At 42.0% G+C, this 18598-nt stretch carries 15 protein-coding genes; 5 read left to right on the top strand and 10 right to left on the bottom strand.

What is annotated here, in order from left to right; translation table 11 throughout:
• Nucleotides 1-69: 69 nt before the first annotated feature.
• Nucleotides 70-498 carry a response regulator gene (locus VB732_RS15000; RefSeq protein ID WP_323231661.1) on the bottom strand — a complete coding sequence of 143 codons (429 nt, stop codon included), beginning with the start codon at nucleotides 496-498 and terminating at the stop codon, nucleotides 70-72.
• 19 nt (nucleotides 499-517) lie between these two features.
• Nucleotides 518-2011, bottom strand: coding sequence for a sensor histidine kinase (locus tag VB732_RS15005; RefSeq protein WP_323231662.1), 1494 nt, complete (start codon nucleotides 2009-2011; stop codon nucleotides 518-520).
• 743 nt (nucleotides 2012-2754) lie between these two features.
• On the opposite strand from VB732_RS15005, the gene VB732_RS15010 reads away from it, so the two are divergent.
• Nucleotides 2755-3981 carry a hypothetical protein gene (locus VB732_RS15010; protein WP_323231663.1) on the top strand — a complete coding sequence of 409 codons (1227 nt, stop codon included), beginning with the start codon at nucleotides 2755-2757 and terminating at the stop codon, nucleotides 3979-3981.
• Between the two features lie 196 nt (nucleotides 3982-4177).
• Here VB732_RS15010 and VB732_RS15015 read toward each other — a convergent pair whose 3' ends face one another.
• The 4 genes from VB732_RS15015 to VB732_RS15030 form a co-directional block, all read right to left on the bottom strand.
• On the bottom strand, nucleotides 4178-6730 hold the full coding sequence (locus VB732_RS15015; RefSeq protein ID WP_323231664.1) for a penicillin acylase family protein: 2553 nt from the start codon (nucleotides 6728-6730) through the stop codon (nucleotides 4178-4180).
• A gap of 248 nt (nucleotides 6731-6978) precedes the next feature.
• Nucleotides 6979-7779 carry an ABC transporter permease gene (locus tag VB732_RS15020; RefSeq protein WP_323231665.1) on the bottom strand — a complete coding sequence of 267 codons (801 nt, stop codon included), beginning with the start codon at nucleotides 7777-7779 and terminating at the stop codon, nucleotides 6979-6981.
• Between the two features lie 376 nt (nucleotides 7780-8155).
• A complete protein-coding gene (locus tag VB732_RS15025) occupies nucleotides 8156-8974 on the bottom strand; it encodes an ABC transporter permease (protein WP_323231666.1) in 819 nt (272 codons plus the stop codon).
• A gap of 129 nt (nucleotides 8975-9103) precedes the next feature.
• Nucleotides 9104-10054 carry an ABC transporter ATP-binding protein gene (locus VB732_RS15030; protein ID WP_323231667.1) on the bottom strand — a complete coding sequence of 317 codons (951 nt, stop codon included), beginning with the start codon at nucleotides 10052-10054 and terminating at the stop codon, nucleotides 9104-9106.
• Between the two features lie 234 nt (nucleotides 10055-10288).
• On the opposite strand from VB732_RS15030, the gene VB732_RS15035 reads away from it, so the two are divergent.
• From VB732_RS15035 to VB732_RS15045, 3 genes are all read left to right on the top strand, one after another.
• On the top strand, nucleotides 10289-10618 hold the full coding sequence (locus VB732_RS15035; RefSeq protein ID WP_323231668.1) for a hypothetical protein: 330 nt from the start codon (nucleotides 10289-10291) through the stop codon (nucleotides 10616-10618).
• 136 nt (nucleotides 10619-10754) lie between these two features.
• Nucleotides 10755-11492, top strand: a complete 738-nt coding sequence (locus VB732_RS15040) for an RNA methyltransferase (protein WP_323231669.1) — start codon at nucleotides 10755-10757, stop codon at nucleotides 11490-11492.
• A gap of 176 nt (nucleotides 11493-11668) precedes the next feature.
• Nucleotides 11669-13216 (top strand): serine hydrolase, encoded by a 1548-nt coding sequence (locus tag VB732_RS15045; protein WP_323231670.1) that lies wholly within the window; start codon nucleotides 11669-11671, stop codon nucleotides 13214-13216.
• A gap of 335 nt (nucleotides 13217-13551) precedes the next feature.
• Here the strand turns inward: VB732_RS15045 and dprA are convergent, their stop codons facing one another.
• Nucleotides 13552-14670, bottom strand: coding sequence for a DNA-processing protein DprA (gene dprA, locus VB732_RS15050; RefSeq protein WP_323231671.1), 1119 nt, complete (start codon nucleotides 14668-14670; stop codon nucleotides 13552-13554).
• Nucleotides 14671-15032: 362 nt separating this feature from the next.
• Here dprA and VB732_RS15055 point away from each other — a divergent pair, with 362 nt between their 5' ends.
• The gene (locus VB732_RS15055; RefSeq protein WP_323231672.1) at nucleotides 15033-16109 is read left to right on the top strand and encodes an alpha/beta hydrolase; all 1077 of its coding nucleotides are present in this window, start codon (nucleotides 15033-15035) and stop codon (nucleotides 16107-16109) included.
• Between the two features lie 18 nt (nucleotides 16110-16127).
• Here the strand turns inward: VB732_RS15055 and VB732_RS15060 are convergent, their stop codons facing one another.
• The 3 genes from VB732_RS15060 to VB732_RS15070 all read right to left on the bottom strand — a co-directional run bounded on the left by VB732_RS15060 (nucleotide 16128) and on the right by VB732_RS15070 (nucleotide 18153).
• Nucleotides 16128-16685 carry a metallophosphoesterase family protein gene (locus VB732_RS15060; RefSeq protein ID WP_323231673.1) on the bottom strand — a complete coding sequence of 186 codons (558 nt, stop codon included), beginning with the start codon at nucleotides 16683-16685 and terminating at the stop codon, nucleotides 16128-16130.
• Between the two features lie 125 nt (nucleotides 16686-16810).
• Nucleotides 16811-17341, bottom strand: a complete 531-nt coding sequence (locus VB732_RS15065) for an ElyC/SanA/YdcF family protein (protein WP_323231674.1) — start codon at nucleotides 17339-17341, stop codon at nucleotides 16811-16813.
• A 158-nt stretch (nucleotides 17342-17499) separates the two neighbouring features.
• Nucleotides 17500-18153, bottom strand: a complete 654-nt coding sequence (locus VB732_RS15070; protein ID WP_323231675.1) for a DUF2301 domain-containing membrane protein — start codon at nucleotides 18151-18153, stop codon at nucleotides 17500-17502.
• Nucleotides 18154-18598: the final 445 nt, after the last annotated feature.

An 18598-nucleotide genomic window follows, 5' to 3' on the forward strand; every position in this document is an offset into this window, starting at 1 on the left:
CCCTGCTCCCTGCCCCCTGCTCCCTGCCCCCTGCTCCCTGCCCCCTGCCCCCTGCCCCCTGCCCCCTGCTTATATTCTTGGCGGCGACTCGTTTAGGACAAACCAGTACAACCCTAGTTGTCTGACTGCTTCACTGAATTGGGAAAAGTCTACTGGTTTGCGAACATAACTGTTAGCGCCCAAGCTGTAACCATTGATTAAGTCTTGCTCCTCTTTGGAGGAAGTAAGAATCACAACGGGAAGAATTTTTGTTCTGTCGTCGGTTCGCAGCTGTCGCAAAACTTCCATACCATCCATTTTAGGTAGCTTCAAATCTAGGAGGATGAGATTCGGCATAACGCTCATGTCGCGATCGGCATACACACCTTTTCCAAACAGATAATCTAGGGCTTCTACCCCATCGCGTGCTACTACCACCTCGTTCATAATATTGTTTTTCTTGAGTGCGCGTAGGGTTAGCGCTTCATCGTCGGGATTGTCTTCTACTAGTAAAATCATGTTGTATATTTTCCTCTAGTTAAAGGGTGAAGTAAAATGTTGCGCCTTGCTCGATTGCGCTTTCAGCCCAGACACGGCCACCATGACGGTGAATAATCCTCTGCACAGTAGCTAATCCGATGCCAGTACCTTCAAACTCAGTCATGGCGTGCAGGCGCTGAAAAGCACCGAAGAGTTTTTCAACATAAGCCATATCAAAGCCTGTGCCATCATCACGGACAAAATACGCATGGATGCCATCTTGCTGCAAAAGCCCAAATTCTATGCGGGCTTTTGGATGTTTTCCTGTAAACTTCCACGCATTACCCAGTAGGTTTTCTAGCACGATTCGTAACAAATGAGTGTCACCATTAGCAACCAATCCTGGCGCGATCGCAAACTCTACTTGGCGTTCTGGTTGGGTTTTTTGCAACTCTGTAGCGATCGCCTCCACTATTGCGCTCAGATCGACCTTTTCGTAACGCATCTCGCTACGCGTCAGTCGTGACAGATTCAGTAAATCGTCGATTAGCTGTGCCATCCTCTGGGTAGCTGCACGCACTCGCTGGAGGTAGTTTTGACCTAGTGTGTCTAGCTTGTCAGCATAATCTTCTAGTAGCGCTTGGCTGAAGCCGTCGATACTCCGTAAAGGGGCCCGCAGATCGTGAGACACAGAATAACTAAATGCTTCCATCTCTCTATTAGTAGCTTCCAGTTGGGCTGTGCGTTCTGCAACTCGCCCCTCAAGCTGGGCATTCAAACGCAGAATTTCTGACTCCGCCTTTTTGCGCTCATTAATTTCAGTTTGTAATTCTTCGTTAGTGTTTCTAAGTTCGGCAGTCCGTTTGTTAACTTCTATTTCTAACTGATCGCGAGCCTTTTGCAGAGAATTTTCCATCCGCCTGCGTTTGACGAGTTCCTGATTAGTAATTATCGCTGCTAAACCGACGATCGCAGAAGCGATAATGCTACCAAAAATAGTCAGCACAGTTGTTTGATGAGCGCTGGCGTTTGCCTGTAGCGATCGCTGTTTCAACAACTTATTCTCTTCATTCTCCATAGCAGTAGTCAGCATTCGGATGTCCTCCATAATCTGCTGACTCTGATCTGTCTGAACTATTTGCAGTGCGGACTCTAAATTTTTGCTCCTGGCATTAATCGCCTGTTCCATTAAAACCAGTTTTTTGGTAATCAGGGGTTCAAGGCGATCGAGGCGCTGCTGTTGATTGGGGTTATCCGCAGTCAATTGGCGCAGAGCCTTAAGTTTCTGAACAATCTCGCCAGTTGCAGTACGATAGGGTTCTAGATACCGTCCTTTGCCCGTGAGAAGATAGCCCCGTTGTCCAGTTTCTGCATCTTTGATCTGTGACATCACTTCTTTTGTCTTTTCCAGTACCTCGCGTGTATGTGTCACCCATTGAGCGTTTTCTCTATACTGAAGCAAACTCAGATACGAAATTACGCCAACGCCAGCCATAATTGTCACTGCTATTACAAAACTACCTGTATTCTTTTTGTAAATAGCCCATTCCATTTTTTACCTTCCTAGTTGAAAAAGTAGCGTCTGACTAAAGTGGTAAAAACGGTGAGCCAGCCCTATAGACAGGTAACAGCCACTCTATACTGTCGTTAACACAGTGAGCGTCACCATTTAGGCAACTAAGCAGTTCCAATCCAAGCGGCTATATCTTCGTTCCACCAAATAGCACTTATGAAAAAATTGGCTTCCAGAATAATAAGTATGAAAATGATTTTGTTTAAGCTCAAAACCCATATATAAACGTGACATATCACGTCCTAACTCTTGATTCATACTTCTTATTCAACAATGTCAAAAGTTTTCCATAATCCTATTCGTCATAGTCGTCCTAACTGATACTAAATTTATTTACTTTCAGAGCAAATTAGCTCTAATAAAGGATATCTATATTTAGTTAATTATTGTGAGCGTATATTTTCTGAGTCATCTGAAGGTAAATAAGAAATTTTGTTTAATTATTCAGTATATTTCCCCGGTCATATTCAAGAGATTTTCGCTTGCATAAATTAAGTAAACGTGATATGAAACTCAGTAATTGTACTTAAAAACGCTTGATCTTATTAGCTTGATATTAAACTGACCTATTAAATACGTAGACTAGATAGAGACATAAATTAATCTAGGGGAGCAGAGGAAGCAAACTCAGTGACGCTTTGGAATCGCTGGAATAAGGTAAAAATAAAATGGAATGGGGATAATTAACTAATGCAACTAACTCAAGGTAAGGTAAAGTATCCATGCTCAAGCGCTTAATTGTGATTGTGACTGCCGCTATCCTCTTTAGCAACTCCTTGACGTTGGCACAGACTAAAAAACCTAAACCACCGGATAAATTTCCCCCTAGTCCCCTAGAAATTACCACACCCGATCCACTGCTGCCACGTTTGCCCAAGGATAAACAACCGTTAACTCTTCAAGAACAGCAAAAGTTAGAGCCAGCGCTAGATGCGTTAAACCAAGAAGCAGCAGCGAAATTGCAAGCAGGAGATCAGATAGCGGCGTTTGAAATTTGGAACCGGGAACTTCGCTTGCGGCGCTTTTTCGGGCCATTAGCAGAAGTGCAAGCACTATCACGAGTCGGAGCGATCGCCTGGAAGCAAAATAATGGAGAAGAAGTACAATATATTACGCAGCGATTGCAAGCCATTCAAAAGCAGGCACAATCTCAGAAAAAAACTGCCCAAGTCGATCTAGAATTGTGGCGATCGCTAGCCGAAGCTTACCAAAATGTGCGATCAATTAAACTAGCTGTAGAAGCTTACGACCAAGTTTTGTTAGTGGTGCGGCAGCAAAAAGATCCGATAGCACTAGTAGAAATGCTTAAGACTATTGGCGAACTGCATTTAACTTGGTTTGATTATACCAAAGCTGCTCCAGTCTACGAAGAATTATTGAGTTTAGCGACTTCCCAAGGTGAGCGTGTAAACGAGGTAACATATCTGCAACGGCTGGCTTACATTTACGAGCAGACAAAACAACCGCAGAAGTCATTAAATGTACTTAATAGACTAGTAGAAATTTACGTTAGTCAAAATAATCTTACTGAAATTCCAGAATTAAAACTAGCGATCGCTTCAGATTACGAATCTCTAGCAGAGAAAGATCCTAACTTACTGCTAGAAGCTTTTAATAATTATCAAGAAGCTTATATCACTGCTTGGCAATTACTACAATACGTTCGTGCCGGTGAAGCTTTGCAGAAGTTAATTGCACTGTACCGTTCTCAAGGGCAAATAGACGAAGCTTTACAGACTAGCCAAATTCTTGTGCAAACACAGACGCAAGCCGCAAATTTCTACGGGGCGATGCAAGCTTACGATCAAATTGGGCAATTACATCTAGAACGCAAAGATTTTCCTCAAGCGTTAACAGCTTTTAAAAAAGGGTTGGAACTAGCACAACAACTCAAACATCAAGAAGCATATTTTACTGGGCAAATTCAAAAAGTCTCGAAAGCAAATTAATACTCATGTCATTGCGAGCGAAGCGCGGCAATCCCAAACCTTTGCGATTGCTATCTCTACGAGACGCTACGCGAACATTCCACTTCGTTGCATTCGCAATGACATATTACAAGTGATTTGCCGAACATGATATAGTCACCCGAACTTGATATTACCTCGAAAGGGCTAGTCCTAAAATTCTTAGTCGAGTTATACTTTACTTTCCCAATTTTGGAACTAACTTCAACGTCGCAGCAGTACTACCCATAACATTCTTTGGTTCCCACAGCATCTTGTGGTATTCAATATTGCGCCAAGAGTCAACCATATCGTTGTAGTGGTTATGGAAAGCATGGCCTGATTGTCCAGGTGTATGAATGGCTACTGAGTTATCGAAATTACCCAAGTCTACAATCATCCGCAAGGAAGGAATATCTGTCACCTCAAAGGATTTATTTGCTCTCCATCGGTTAGCATTCACTGTTTCACCATTACCAGCCGTGGTATATGCACCACGATTAAATAAAGCTTCAATCGGTGCAACCCCAGATTTACCCAAGGTGGCATTACGAAAAGTCACAGTATGTAGTTTGCCCCAACTCCAGTTTTTCGGATCTTTGCTTTGAATCCGTTCTAATTCATCCACGGCTTCTGTGAGAGATTGCTGCAAAATTTGGTCGCGGTTCTCAACTTTTGGGGTGTTGCGATTATCCCACCAAGAACTATTGGGCTGTTTTACCAGATTTGCGATCACAGCATACCAGCGATCGCCTCCATTGGGAAAGTATCTCTCAGGTAACTGATCGTGAAACGTATCTGCTAGCAAGTGTTTCCAGAATACTTCAAACAAGGCAGCAGCAGGCGATGTCATTCTCAACTGCAAATTCCAATCTTGCAAAAGTTTTTGGGCTGCTTGCAAACGCGGTGTATCAACAGTGATAGATTGCAGTAGGGGTATTAATGTTTCTGCATTGAGATTGCGATCGTCGCCCTGTATCTGCTGCACATCTTCTAGGGAAATCGGTTCGGTTTGCTGTGAAATCATCTCAACGATGCGCTTTGCCCGATAGCCATAAACCCAGTCTGCGGTAATTAAGTAAGGATATTTACGCATAGCTAGATTATTGGCAGTAGCAATAAAACCTTGAGACGGATTGAAAGTTTTGGGTAACTGCTCAAAGTCAATATAGCCTTGCCATTCATAAGCATCAGTCCAACCAGGAACAGGATAACGCCCATTTCCCTTGGCTCGGATGGGGAATTTTCCAGGCATTTGGTAGCCAATATTGCCATCAACGTCAGCGTAGACCAAATTTTGAGCCGGGACATCATAATTACTAGCAGCAGCGCGGAATTCTTGCCAGTTTTGGGCGCGATTGATTTGGGGAATGGCATCTGCTAGTTTGGAAGGTTCTAGGGCTGTCCAGCGCAGGGCTACGGCGTAGTTTTGCGGTATTTCTAAGGGCTGATTTGGTTGGAATTCCTTCAAATTGGGTGAAACATCAGAGAGAATCGGCCCATGTCGGGTATAGCGAACCGTTTGCACAATCGGCTGACTCCCTGCAACTTGAATTGTTTCTTGCAGGAGTTTCATATCAACCCATTGACCATTTACCTCATACTGATTAGGGTTCTTGGGATTGATTTTCTCAATGTATAAATCCATTACATCAGATAGTACATTAGTTACACCCCAGGCAATGCGATCGCTATGACCAATAATTACCCCAAGCATTCCCGCAAAGGAAAAGCCCGTAACGTTGTAAGGACATTCTGCACTCTTAGATGTACAGTGCAAACCAACCTCATACCAAATAGAGGGTATTTGCACACCTAAGTGGGGGTCATTTGCTAAAATTGGCTTACCTGTATTTGTGCGATCGCCGGATATTACCCAGTTATTAGAACCAATGCCTATTCCTGTGGGGCCGATGAGTTGTTCTAAAGCCATCATCGGTTTAGTAATTGATTCTATTGCTTCCTCAAAACCAAAGGCGGTAAATGGCGTATTGTCATAACTTTCATCCTCTCCTGTTTTCCCTTTTTGAAACTCAGGTAAAATCGCTGGCAAATCTTGAGGATACGGCGGATAAAGTTCTTCAACTTGCGCGGGAGTAAGGGTTTTCAGCAGGATAGCACGTTCAACTTCGCTCTGAAAATTTGTACCCAAATCGTAAGCCATCACCTTCCCCCAAGTCAGGGAATGCAATATTTGCCAAGGTTCTGGCTTATACCCAGGATTGAGAAATTTCAACACAGCGTATTCTAGACTGAGAGTGCTGCCTTGATGCTCCCTCAAATAGGCATTGACACCATCTGAGTATGCTTCCAGATATGCCCTCATCTCTGCATTAATTTCTGGAATTTCTTGCTGTGCAACCCTTCCCCATCCCATTGTTCGCAGATATCTGTCAGTCTCAACCTGAGAGGAACCAAACATTTCTGAGAGTCGCCCAGAACCGATGTGTCGCCAAAAATCCATTTGCCAAAAACGATCTTGGGCGTGGATATAACCTTGCGCCATAAATAAATCGTGGGAGTTGGCAGCATAAATATGAGGAATTCCCCATTTATCGCGCTGGACGGTTACTTCCGCTTTGAGTTCAGATAATTGAATTGTGCCACTCTCTTGAGCAAAAGATTGACGCACAGTATAGGTGGCAAATCCCACTAACAATGCCCCTAACACTAACAGGAAAATCAGAGTAATTTTGAGTCTTTTACGTAACCAATCTTTCCTGGAGTTTTTCATTTGAGCTTTCTGTGGCATTGTTTAGTGGAATCAGGTAATACTACAAAGTATTTAATCAGAATCTTCAGAAAAGTGCGATCTGCCCATTTAAAATTTACCTGAGTTCACAACTAAAATTTGGGAGCATCCCATTTTTTTGGATGTCATTGCGAGCGTAACGAAGCGAAGCAATCACAAAATCCTCCAACTACGAGACGCTGCGCGAACGCAATGACAATTATCCTCTGATTGCAAAATAAAAACTGGGATGCACCCTAAAATTTTGTTTAACTGCCAGTAGAACAATAGTATCGCTCTCCTATTTTCCAAAGCTGGAGCGCAATTATTAGAAATAGAATACCTGCAATTGGCGAGACATAACAAAACCACAAAGGTACTAAAAAGGCATCTTCTTTTTCAAGTACTGCAAGCAAAGGAAAATAGCTGACGCAAGCAAGCGGTATCAAGAAAGTAAAGAATCGCTGAAACCACTTGCTATAAATTGAAAGAGGGTACTGAGCCGTTTCAACTCCTCCATAAGTAAGGATATTCATCATTTCCAGAGATTCGATAGTCCAGAATGTGAGAGTTGCTTGCATAATGACAATGCCAACAAAGAGTGCAACCCCACCAATAAATGAACTGCCCAAAAGCCATAAAGTTTTAAAATTTAAAGGGATATGGAGAGATGAAAGTGACCACCCCATAACAACAATGCCTTGAGAAAATCTTCCGATTCGTTTCAAAGTAAATTCTTTCCCTAAAAGTTGAAGTACCGTGGTGCGTGGACGAACAAGTAAACGATCAAAGTCTCCACTTTTAATTATTGTTGAAAATGAGTCAAATCCTTTTCCAAGGGCATCAGCACATGCAAAAGAAATATTAACTATTCCATAAAATAGAGCAACTTCATTCAAAGTCCACGTACCAATATTATTAAATCGGCTAAAAAGTGCCCAAACTCCAAAAAATTCAACAGCAGTTCCTATAAATTGCCCTATAATCTGTAGCCAAAAGGAAACTTTGTACTGCATTTGCGACTTGAAAGATACAGAAATATATCGAAGGTAAAGCAAAAAATCATTCATAATCGCTTTGTAATTTTTATCTAAAATAAATTACATAATCTGAATTTAATATGAAGCTGCACTAAATAAGTAATATTGTGTCCGGTTAAAGACTTATCATTAAGACCGCAGGGGGGCAAGGGGCGGGGAGCAGGGGGAAAAAGAGGGTTTCCCGCTTTTTGCACAGATGTGGGAATTATAACTAATTAGCCGGACATGATATAACTCTCTATTCTTGGCGTACTTGTTTAACCAGCAATGTAGGAGGGTTTCCCACCGTAGGCGACTGTTTTCCCCGTTGGGCGGTTCGTTTAATATTCTGTGCATCTTCATACAGAATTGGTATAACCTATCTCCTGCTAAAAAAATTACGAATTACGAATTACGAATTATTTACTTATCCTCCCTGAATTACCAGCTTTCTGATGCCATATTTCACAAGGACACGACCAAGGATAATAATGCAAACTATCCAGAAAGTTTGATGTAGCAAAACATTAAACAGGGCGTTTGGTTGAAGATTACCAGTAAAAAGACGAAAAGGTTTGTCGATTAGTCCTGAAAAAGGAAGTGCATTCAAAAAAGGCTTGCTCCACTCAGGAAAAAGTGGCAAAGGAACAATCATGCCAGAGAAGATAATAATCAGAGTGGGTAGAATGCTATTAATTCCTTCGCCAGAAATTGTCCACATCATTGATACAGTAAGAAGCATAGTTAATGCAGACGAAAGTAAAATTGCGCCAAAAAAAGAGACAAGAAAGGCAACAAAAGAAGCAAAAGAGGGTGGAAAAGAAAGCGACCATTCATCAAGCCCCACAAGGGGAAAAATAAAAATTGTGACACTAAGAAGCGGAATGGCACGCAGTATTAAGGGCGTTATGCGAAGTGCCAACGCACGAGTAAACCAAAAATTATAAAGGTCTGTGGGTCGGAGAAGATCGTATCCTACAGCACCAGTTCGGATAAGTTCTTGAATGTCTCTATCACCTCCCCAAGGGACAATCGCCATCAGAAAAGCCTGTCCTAGCCACACATATCCTACAGCTTGTGGAAAAGTGATAGGTTGAGCAGAGGTTGCATGGGTAAAGAATGCCTGTAAAACCATTACTTTCACAAACCCCCAAAAAAGCTGAGTGACAACGCCTGCCAAAGCAGCAGTACGGTATTGCAACAGCAGTGTAAATCTAGCAACAAACAGTGACCAATATGCTTTCATATCATGCATGTCCGGCTGATTAGTTATAATTTCCGCCTCTGTGCAAAAACCTGAAAATTCTTTCTCCCCCTGCCCCCTGCTCCCTGCCCCCTTGCAGTCTTAATGATAAGTCTTTAACCGGACACGATATCATGAGACAATTCCGGCTGAAATTGCATAAAGTTCAGCAACTATCTCTTCAATGGGTGGATTTTCCACAAAAAGATCCTCTACTTCGTGTTGCGAGGTAACTTGGCTAATCAAAGACGCAGCAGAAAGCTTTGTAGGATCGAAAGCTAGAGTTACGGTGCGACCTTCTTTAGAGATAATACTGACTCCTTCTTGTTCAAAGAAGAAATCATCGTTTGCTAGGTCGATTCTTAAGTACCGACGCGAGGAAACTTGAGAACGCAGTGCTGCTAGAGTTCCATCACAAAGGATTTCACCTCCACCAATAATAATTATGCGATCGCACAATGCCTCAATATCATCCATATCATGGGTAGTGAGGATGGTGGTTACTTGATGAGTTTTATTCAGCGCTTTGATAAATTTTCTGACTGCAAGCTTTGAAACTGCATCAAGCCCGATGGTAGGTTCATCAAGAAAAAGAATTTCCGGTCTGTGAAGCATTGCTGCTGCAAAGTCACATCGCATCCTTTGCCCAAGGCTTAACTGCCTCACTGGAGTCGAGAGAAAGCTTTCAAGACCAAGCAAATCAATCATTTCTTCGCATGTCTGGCGGTATTCTGATTGGGGAACGCGATAAATGTCCCGCAGCAAATCAAAAGACTCAATCACAGGTAAATCCCACCAGAGTTGTGTTCTTTGACCAAACACTACACCGATACGATTAACATGCTTGATTCGATCTTTCCAAGGAGTTCGTCCGCCAATTATGCATTTTCCACTGGAAGGTACGAGAATGCCGCTTAAAATTTTAATCGTGGTCGATTTACCGGCTCCATTTGGGCCAATGTATCCTACAAGTTCACCCCGTTGCACGGAAAATGAAACTCCTTTGAGGGCATAAACTTCTTTAGTTTTTCGCTGCACAAGCCCTCGTATTGAACCGAAAAGCCCAGAGGAACGTTCAGACACAAAGAAAGTCTTCCTGAGATTTTCGACCAGAATGTGAGACATATTTGGGCAGGGAGCAGGGGGCAGGGGGCAGGGAGCAGGGAGCGGGGGGCAGGGAGCAAAAAATGGGCTTGGCGGATTAAGAATTGTCTTGGTAGAGGTAGCTGAGGCGATTAATGTCGGCGCGATCGCTAGAGGAATGAAAAATTTCGAGATATATCATTTAATAATAAGTAAATTGCCAATGCAATCCCCATGCCAAGAATCACCCTAGAAGTATCAGAGGAATTATCTCAACAACTAGCACAAGTAGGCGATCGCTTACCTGAATTGCTTGCTTTGAGCCTCCAACAACCAGCTGTACCAGCACAAGTTTACCGATATATCTTAGATTTTTTGGCTAGCAACCCCACTCCTGAACAAATTGCTGAATTTAAACCCACTCCCGAAATGCAAGAACGGTTGCGTACCTTATTAACACGCAGTAACGCAGGTGAACTTACACCCACGGAGTTGAAAGAACTAGATGAATATGAACGTATTGAACACTTAGTTGTGATGATTAAAGCAGGTAACTTATCTTAAATTGCGCCGAACTCTTCAGACCTGACGCAGGCATTCACTTACACAGGTAAAATGATTTCAAGGAAACTCTTCAGCAGAAACATAACGCTGAAAATTAGTCTGTAGTATTATCTGGTGCGATCGCAGGAGGCAAAAAATGGGTTTGGCTGGATTAAGAATTGTGTTGGTAGAACCAGCTGGGCCGATAAATATCGGGGCGATCGCCAGAGTCATGAAAAATTTCGGGCTATATAATTTAGTATTAGTGAACCCCCAATGCGATCCGCTATCGACGGAAGCTCTGATGATGGCTGTTCATGGTCAAGAAATTATCGAATCTGCGGTAATAGTGGCAACCTTACCAGAAGCATTGCATGGATGTGTACGAGCGATCGCTACCACTGGTCGTGTTCGCAGTTTAGAAACACCCTTAGAAAATCCCCGCACTGCACTACCCTGGTTACTTGAGGAGCCAGAAAAACCCGCAGCCCTGATTTTTGGTAGGGAAGACCGGGGATTAAGCAATGAAGAATTAAATTATGCCCAGAGGTTTGTTGCTATTCCCACAAGTCCAGATTATGTAGCTCTAAATTTGGCCACTGCTGTAGCAATCTGTTGTTATGAATTGTCACAATCTGCCCAACAACCTAAGACTCAGACCATAGCCCAACCTGAAGCTCCCTTAGATATTGTAGAAGGATACTACCAGCAATTAGAATCACTATTACTGAAAATTGGTTATATATATCCCCATACAGCAGCTAGTCGCATGGGAAAATTTCGCCAACTTTATAATCGCGCTCACCTGAAAACTGGGGAGGTAGCCATGCTCCGAGGAATTTTGCAGCAGGTGGAATGGGCCCTGAAAAACCAGAGGGATGGTGAAAACTTGTAATTATTCGTTTAATATATACGCAATCACCCCCCCAAAATATTTAACATAGCTTAAAACTAAACACAAAACTGCTACTTAGTGGCAAAGTGGAATTTGAGTACTAAATATTGCTTAAAGATTAAGTTTTGGGTCAGGAGTCTGCAAGAAAACAGTCAAGTGGGTCACAAGGAGTAACTGTGTCAGAGTCAAGTGACGAACTAACAGCTTTCTCGCGGCGACAACCCTTAAATCGCCGCCAACGTCCACAAAAAGTTCAAAAAGTGGCACAAAAGAAAGTTAAAGCTAATAGCCAGCAGCAAGCTGTCAATGGACGAGAAGCGGCGCTAGCACGCCCAAAAAATCGCATTAGTCCTCCCCCAACCCCTAGTGTTATACGCACCAGCAGGGTAAAATCGGATTTAGTTATGCCAACGGCAGTAAAACCCATACCAACTGGGAAAGGGAAAATTCCTCCCTTTCGACCAGGTGCTGTAATGGTGAAAACAGTGCGGATGGAAAAGCCGAAAGTTGGCAAACGAACATCGCGGAAAACGCGATTGAAGCCAATGGCCAAAACCATGTTGTATGTTGTGCGGTTGTTGATAGTGGGTGTTGGGATGGGTGCAATTGTGGGCACGGTGTTGTCAGTATTAGACCCGGCTAATCGCATCAGCACAACTCCTGTACCCCAATCTAATACTAATGTGGCGCGATCGCAGCCACAACCTACTCAAGCTCCCCCAACTGCCACTTCGAGCCTATACCTATCCCAGGAAATTATTTCCTTAAAAAACGCCGTGCAAAATTTGGCGGCGACCAACCCAAGTCTTACACCAGGCATTTTCTTGGTAGATTTGGATACTGGTAATTATGTAGATATCAACGCCTCTACCAGTGTGCCAGCAGCTAGCACAATCAAAGTACCGATTTTACTTGCTTTTTTCCAGGATGTGGACGCAGGGAAAATCCGCCTGGATGAAATGCTGACCATGCAACAAAATATGATAGCTGGCGGTTCTGGAGATCTGCAATATAAACCAGCCGGAACCCAGTACAACGCCCTGGAAGTCGTCACGAAAATGATTACAATCAGCGACAATACGGCGACAAATATGCTGATTGCTCGCTTGGGAGGGATAGAAGCGTTAAACGAGCGTTTCCGCACTTGGGGATTGACAACTACAAAAATTCGTAATCAACTCCCAGATTTGGAAGGAACAAATACAACTAGTCCCAAAGAATTAACGAATTTGATGGCTATTATTAGTCAGGGGAATTTAGTCAGTATGCCATCACGCGATCTTATGCTCGATATAATGCGTCGCACCCAAAGAGACAGTTTGCTACCATCTGGTTTAGGAACAGGTGCAAGAGCATTCCATAAAACGGGCGATATTGGTACTATGCTGGCAGACACAGGTTTAATTGTTGTTCCAACTGGCAAGCGTTATATAGCTAGCGTCATGGTACAACGTCCCCAAAACGACCCTCGTGCCGAAAAACTGATTAGCTCAATTTCTCGTGCTGCCTACGAAGAGTTTAGCCAAAATGCTGTTATACCCAACAGTACTACAAGCACAGTACCTGCAAATGGTTATCAGCCCCAGGTTGGGAATCCTGCTTTACCCAACAGTACACCAGGCACTATACCCATGAACGTTTATCAGCCTCCTGTTATCAGTCCTGTACCGGCAAACGGTTATCAATCTCCAGTTATGAATCCGCAATATTATCCCCCAAGATAATTACTCATTTATTACTCTTTCTCATAACAGCAACTTTATTTTAATTTGGTTTTAAATTCCTAGTTGAAGAATTAAAACTAGCCCTTTCGAGATGATTTGTAAAATCTCTTTTTTTCTCTGTGTCCTCTGCGACTCTGCGGTTTAAAAGTATTTTTTTAAACCACAGAGACCCAAAGGACACAGAGTATAGAGCTTAAAATAATTCGTAATTCGTAATAGAGCCTCCGGCACGCTACGCGAATGTAATTCGTAATTATATTTTGTGACTAATTACTATAAATACAATAATCAAATTGTCAAAAGCAAAGCTAAATAATGTTGTTATCTTTGAACTATTAACTTTTTTGATATCTCATTCCTGGTAGTTGCGAAACTAAACCCATAAGTTCCAACTGTAATAAAGCACCCGAAACTGAGCCAGCAGCCATGCCCGTTTGTTGAACAATAAAATCGAAGGGTAAAGCTTCACTTGCGATCGCATCCATTACTGTTTGCAATTCTGACGATAAAGTTGGAAGATTTAACTTTTCTGGTGCTGGAGAAGTCTCGACTCCATCAATTTGTGGTATTGCTCCCAGCATTGTTAACAGTTCATCTAATTCCTTCAGAATGAAAGAAGCCCCCTGACTCAATAACTTTAAGCACCCTTGGGATGGATAATCGTCTACTCTCCCAGGTAATGCATAGACATCTCTGCCAAATTCATTGGCGTAGGTAGCTGTAATTAAAGCACCAGATTTGATCGGCGCTTCCATTACCAAAATAGCGCGGCTTAAACCTGCGATAATTCGGTTGCGGCGGGGAAAATGAGTGCGATCGGGTGGGGTTTTTGTGGGGTACTCACTCACGACTAAGCCAGCCGTCAAAATTTGCTTATATAAATCACGATTTTTATGGGGATAGATGACATCTACGCCAGTTCCCAAAACTGCGATCGTGCGTCCACCTGCTTTCATGGCGGCGATGTGGCTTTCTGTGTCAATTCCCTCTGCCATTCCAGAAACAACTGTAAAGCCATTTTTAGCCAAAGCTGTACTAATTTGGCGAGTCCAACGGATACCGTATTCTGAAGGTTGGCGCGTGCCGACAATACCAACCATCGGTTTTTGTCCGAGATTTTCTTGGAGTTCGACTTCACCGCGATAGTACAAAATCGGCGGTGGACTCGGAGTTTCTAACAGTAAGCGGGGATAATCTGCATCTGCTGGTGTCCAGAAATGGGAGTTTTCCTGCTGGTGCTTAATGAATAGTTGTTCTGGATGCAAACGCGATCGCTGTTTTACTACTTTTTCTAATGTTTGCAAACCAAAACCTTCTACTTCTCCTAACTGTACCTTGGTAGCATTCCAAGCATTAGCCAGCGTGCCAAAGTGCTGTTGCAGCCGTCGCAGTAATACTGGGCCAATTCCCGAAATTTGTGCCCAAGCTAGCCAATATGCGCCTTCTTCAACCACATTTCCATCCTCACATCTACTCTGATTGAGTATTCCCAAATTAGTGCTGACTGTTGATGTAGAAAGCAGTGGGAGAAATTTCCAATACCCAATATCTAGCCCCTTGACCTTTTTTAGTTAATTTTAGATACAGAACCAACACTCATAGCGCAGCACCAGCTCATCCTGGATCATCTTGCAATTTTTAATTAATAATTTTTAATTTTTAATTGGAGCGTTCGCGCAGCGTCTCGTAGAGAAGCGACTTGACTCTTGACCCTTAACCATTGACTATTAACTATTGACTATTCTTATTATTTTCTGCGATGAAATATTTCTATCGTCTTTTAATAAGCCTATCTGGGTGCTTAATATTTTTACTAGTGCATAGTGGACTTGGTTTGTTGCCGAGTTTGGCTGCTGAGAAAGTTACTGTTAGATATGGGTTGTTTGAGCAATCAATCCCGGTGGCCGATATACGCAGCTATAGCGAGACACAAAAGGCTTCTAGCGATCTAAAATCTTTCTTAGATTACCTCAGCGCTGAGGAGAAACAGAAGTTTCAAGAGACTCTTCAGGTGAAAATGTCTCTTGATATTGTGGCTGTAGATAAGCTGATAAATACAAGTATGGGTAAGCAAATTTTATCTTTTGCATCCTCTGCGATCGCCCGTCGCGATCAAGCCAGTCCACAAGCCCTGCGATCTGCTATCATCATCGGAGCAAAATCACCAGAAGGTTTAGGAGTAGTTAGCTTTCTAGAAGCATATCCCAGTAATCAACTAGTTGTTGATGTGTCAAAAATTTCTAAGCTAGCTGGTCTGGCAAATTCCTCTTCTAGTGCTGATGCACCTCCAAAGGACAATGTAAGTTCTTCACCTTTAGGGAAAATTGCACTGCAATATCAGACACTCGCCGCCCAAGATAAACAGTTTTCCGGTTGCTTATTTGGTGATTCTGTTTCGGCTGGACTTGGTAATACTCTGGGGAGTGGTACTTTTAATTTTGGGTTAAATGGTCTGAGTACAATCTCATTATTGGAACAACTTAAAAGTTTAATTCCTACCAAGGTTAAATGTGAAAAAGCAATTATTGCCGTAGGTGCAAATGATGCTTGGTATGGAATTAGCGATGAGTTATTTACCAAAAATCTCCAAGAAGCGATCGCATTGATCAGAACAATGGGAAATAAAGAGATTTTTCTGATTCCAGCTTTTTATTCAACAGTTGCAGCAAGCTTAGACCCAACTGTAGCAGCCCCACTTCCTAAAGTTGAGCAAATTAATGTTCTAATTAATCAAGTTGCTGAGAAAGAGAAAGTGCCAGTTGCAGCAGCAGGATTAACGCCCTTGTATGAAAATAATGTTCTTAAAGAAAATTTAACCAGTGATGGCGATCATCTGAATGCAGAGGGCCTAAAAATTTATCGGCAAGCATTATTACAATTGCTACAAAAATAATTTCACAGTCTACTTTACCTAATCTCCCCTCATTTGAGGGGCTGTCCAGTTTTTTGTTTTTAAAATACGTTTAACATCATCGTAATTTATGGGTGCATAATTATGGCAATCTACCCCCACATCAAAAGATAAAGACGTGGAATCGTCAGGAAGTTGACCATGTGAGTGTCCATAAAGATGACAAGTACCATAATGAGAAGCTTGCCAAACCCTCATAGCATAATGCAACAGAACAATTAACTGTCTGCCTTGATATCCCTCAGAATCTGGTATTGTCAACTCATAATAATCTTTAATCCACTCAAAACGGTCTTTACAAGCTTCGGCTGCTTTATCATGATTGCCACGAATCAGATAAATTTTACCGTTAAGCCGTTCAAGAATTTTCTTTAATTTCTGAGGAGAACAAAGCCCAACATCTCCTAGATGATACACTTCATCATCAGCAGTGACTTTGCTGTTCCAATTCTCAATTAATGCTTCATCCATCTCCTCAATAGAAGAAAATGGTCTTTCTGTGTACTCTAAAATTTTTTTATGCCCGAAATGAGTATCGGCAGTAAACCAAATCACCATTGAACTTGTATTGTTAGGGTATTTTTGAAAAATTCTAAAGGTCACTCCTGGGAGGGTAGCTCAACTTTAGCCATTTTCCGCTAACAACGCTGCCCAATTCTGAACTATGAACGGATCAATCGCTTTTAGGATTTCCAATTCAAAAACCGCGCATAAAGATAAGCGATGCTTTCATCAATAATTGCCCGTACACCGTGGCTAGAATCCCACCATTTGTTTGGTTCATAATCTTGGGTTTTAGCAGCGATCGCACCGACTTGGACGTTAGGTGTAAGTAGTTTTTTGAACAGCAACCAACTTCTTCGGGTGTGAACATCCAAAGAAAAAACATTAACTGACTGTGGGTTTAAATCTGAATTAGATAGCCAGCGATTAAATTCAGCAGCAGATGCATAACTACGATCCTTAATTACCATAGGTGTTGGAACAGCTACCACCTTCTCTGATTCTAAACCGAGCTTTTTGAAGGTTGCAGCTGACACTTCTGCAAAGTTCTTGTATTCGCTCAAATAATTTCCTTTTTCTATTGAACCTCCTGTGGTAATTACTAGACGATAGGAACCTGTTTTGAATTCACTCAAAGCTTGTTGTATGGCATAATCTGGAAGCCATCCTTCAACAACTAATACTTCTGCTGATTTGATCGGGGAAGTCACGGCGAGAAATGAGTGTATGTGAGTAATAGTGAAAAATATTAAATAAGCAATCAAAGCGATTGCAATCGCCCACCCCTGAGCCGTAATTGTCCACATTTCTTGGCGTTTTATTAGTTTGATTTTCAGAAATTTTTGACGCCGACGATTTTTTGTCTGCATTAACCCTTAGCTAAATGTTGTTCTTTTAAGTAAGTAAATACAGATTTATCTCCAATATCAGCAGGAATTGCTTGCACTGTTTTTCGGAGAGCAAACACTAAAAACAACGTTGCCCAAATTCCTAATAAAATACTCTCCCCCTGAGTAGGTAAAATTCCTACCAAATGTCCCAACAACAGTAGCGGTACTATTAGGGTTAATCCTTTAGTTTCTAAGCGATTGAAGCAAAAAGCTTCTTTAAAATAAATACCGGTTAAAGCAACAAAGGTAAAACCAACTCCAAATAAGGTAAGAGGCTGATTGTAAACAGTGAGAACCAAAGGTTCACTACTAGAGAGCGCCAAAATCACTGATGCTATACTACCGATCGCCCAAAAAATTTGCAACATTCGGTGTAATGATGCCATATAGATATGAATGGTAAATAAACTTACACCAAGGGCAAGACTAAAACAAGCATATAGAGGTGTAAGTGCAGTTGCAATCGGATTATTATTGAGCAAAACCAAAGCGCTGCCTATAGCAAAGCTCAGTGCTGCAACCATTAAGCCGGCGCGGTAGATAATTACGCCAGTGCGATCGCTCTGAGTAACTGTAAATTCCCCAAACTGACCTTGATAAACTTCTGCTGGAGGTAGTGTTTGCGTAGTCATAATTAAAAATATTGTTACGATTTACTAATAGAGTACAACGAGAAATTCCTAAAGGCTTATTTTTATTATTATGGGCAATAAGACTAGTTTAATATCACAACCCCTAAAATCTTAAGCTATTGTTGTAGTATTTGTTGATTTCACATACGTAGGAGCTTTCTTTTGCATAAAGTACAAAGCTACGGTTTTGGAAGCAGGAGGGAGAACATAAAAACATCTTTAATAGATTAATTTTGAGTCTTATATTTTCTACCTCAGTGACTAGCAAACTGCTGCGTATCTATCATTGGATAGATTTAATTGGGGAACAAAAGACATAGAAACTAATGAAGCACAGCATAAATCCAGTTGTTAGCATTTCAAGTAAACTCCAAAAAATAAATTATCCAATTTCTACGTTTGACTACGATTTTCCCTCTCCCTGCCTCCTGCCCCCTGCCTCTAT

It is taken from the genome of Nostoc sp. UHCC 0252 (assembly GCF_034931145.1).
GTDB lineage: Bacteria > Cyanobacteriota > Cyanobacteriia > Cyanobacteriales > Nostocaceae > Nostoc.

What these genes read in the sequence shown, in the direction of transcription:
- VB732_RS15025 (WP_323231666.1), bottom strand. Translation starts at nt 8,974, where the DNA reads ATGAAAGCATATTGGTCACTGTTTGTTGCTAGATTTACACTGCTGTTG.
- VB732_RS15005 (WP_323231662.1), bottom strand. Translation starts at nt 2,011, where the DNA reads ATGGAATGGGCTATTTACAAAAAGAATACAGGTAGTTTTGTAATAGCA.
- VB732_RS15060 (WP_323231673.1), bottom strand. Translation starts at nt 16,685, where the DNA reads ATGGTGATTTGGTTTACTGCCGATACTCATTTCGGGCATAAAAAAATT.
- VB732_RS15010 (WP_323231663.1), top strand. Translation starts at nt 2,755, where the DNA reads ATGCTCAAGCGCTTAATTGTGATTGTGACTGCCGCTATCCTCTTTAGC.
- VB732_RS15015 (WP_323231664.1), bottom strand. Translation starts at nt 6,730, where the DNA reads ATGCCACAGAAAGCTCAAATGAAAAACTCCAGGAAAGATTGGTTACGT.
- VB732_RS15040 (WP_323231669.1), top strand. Translation starts at nt 10,755, where the DNA reads ATGGGTTTGGCTGGATTAAGAATTGTGTTGGTAGAACCAGCTGGGCCG.
- VB732_RS15020 (WP_323231665.1), bottom strand. Translation starts at nt 7,779, where the DNA reads ATGAATGATTTTTTGCTTTACCTTCGATATATTTCTGTATCTTTCAAG.
- VB732_RS15035 (WP_323231668.1), top strand. Translation starts at nt 10,289, where the DNA reads ATGCCAAGAATCACCCTAGAAGTATCAGAGGAATTATCTCAACAACTA.
- VB732_RS15000 (WP_323231661.1), bottom strand. Translation starts at nt 498, where the DNA reads ATGATTTTACTAGTAGAAGACAATCCCGACGATGAAGCGCTAACCCTA.
- VB732_RS15070 (WP_323231675.1), bottom strand. Translation starts at nt 18,153, where the DNA reads ATGACTACGCAAACACTACCTCCAGCAGAAGTTTATCAAGGTCAGTTT.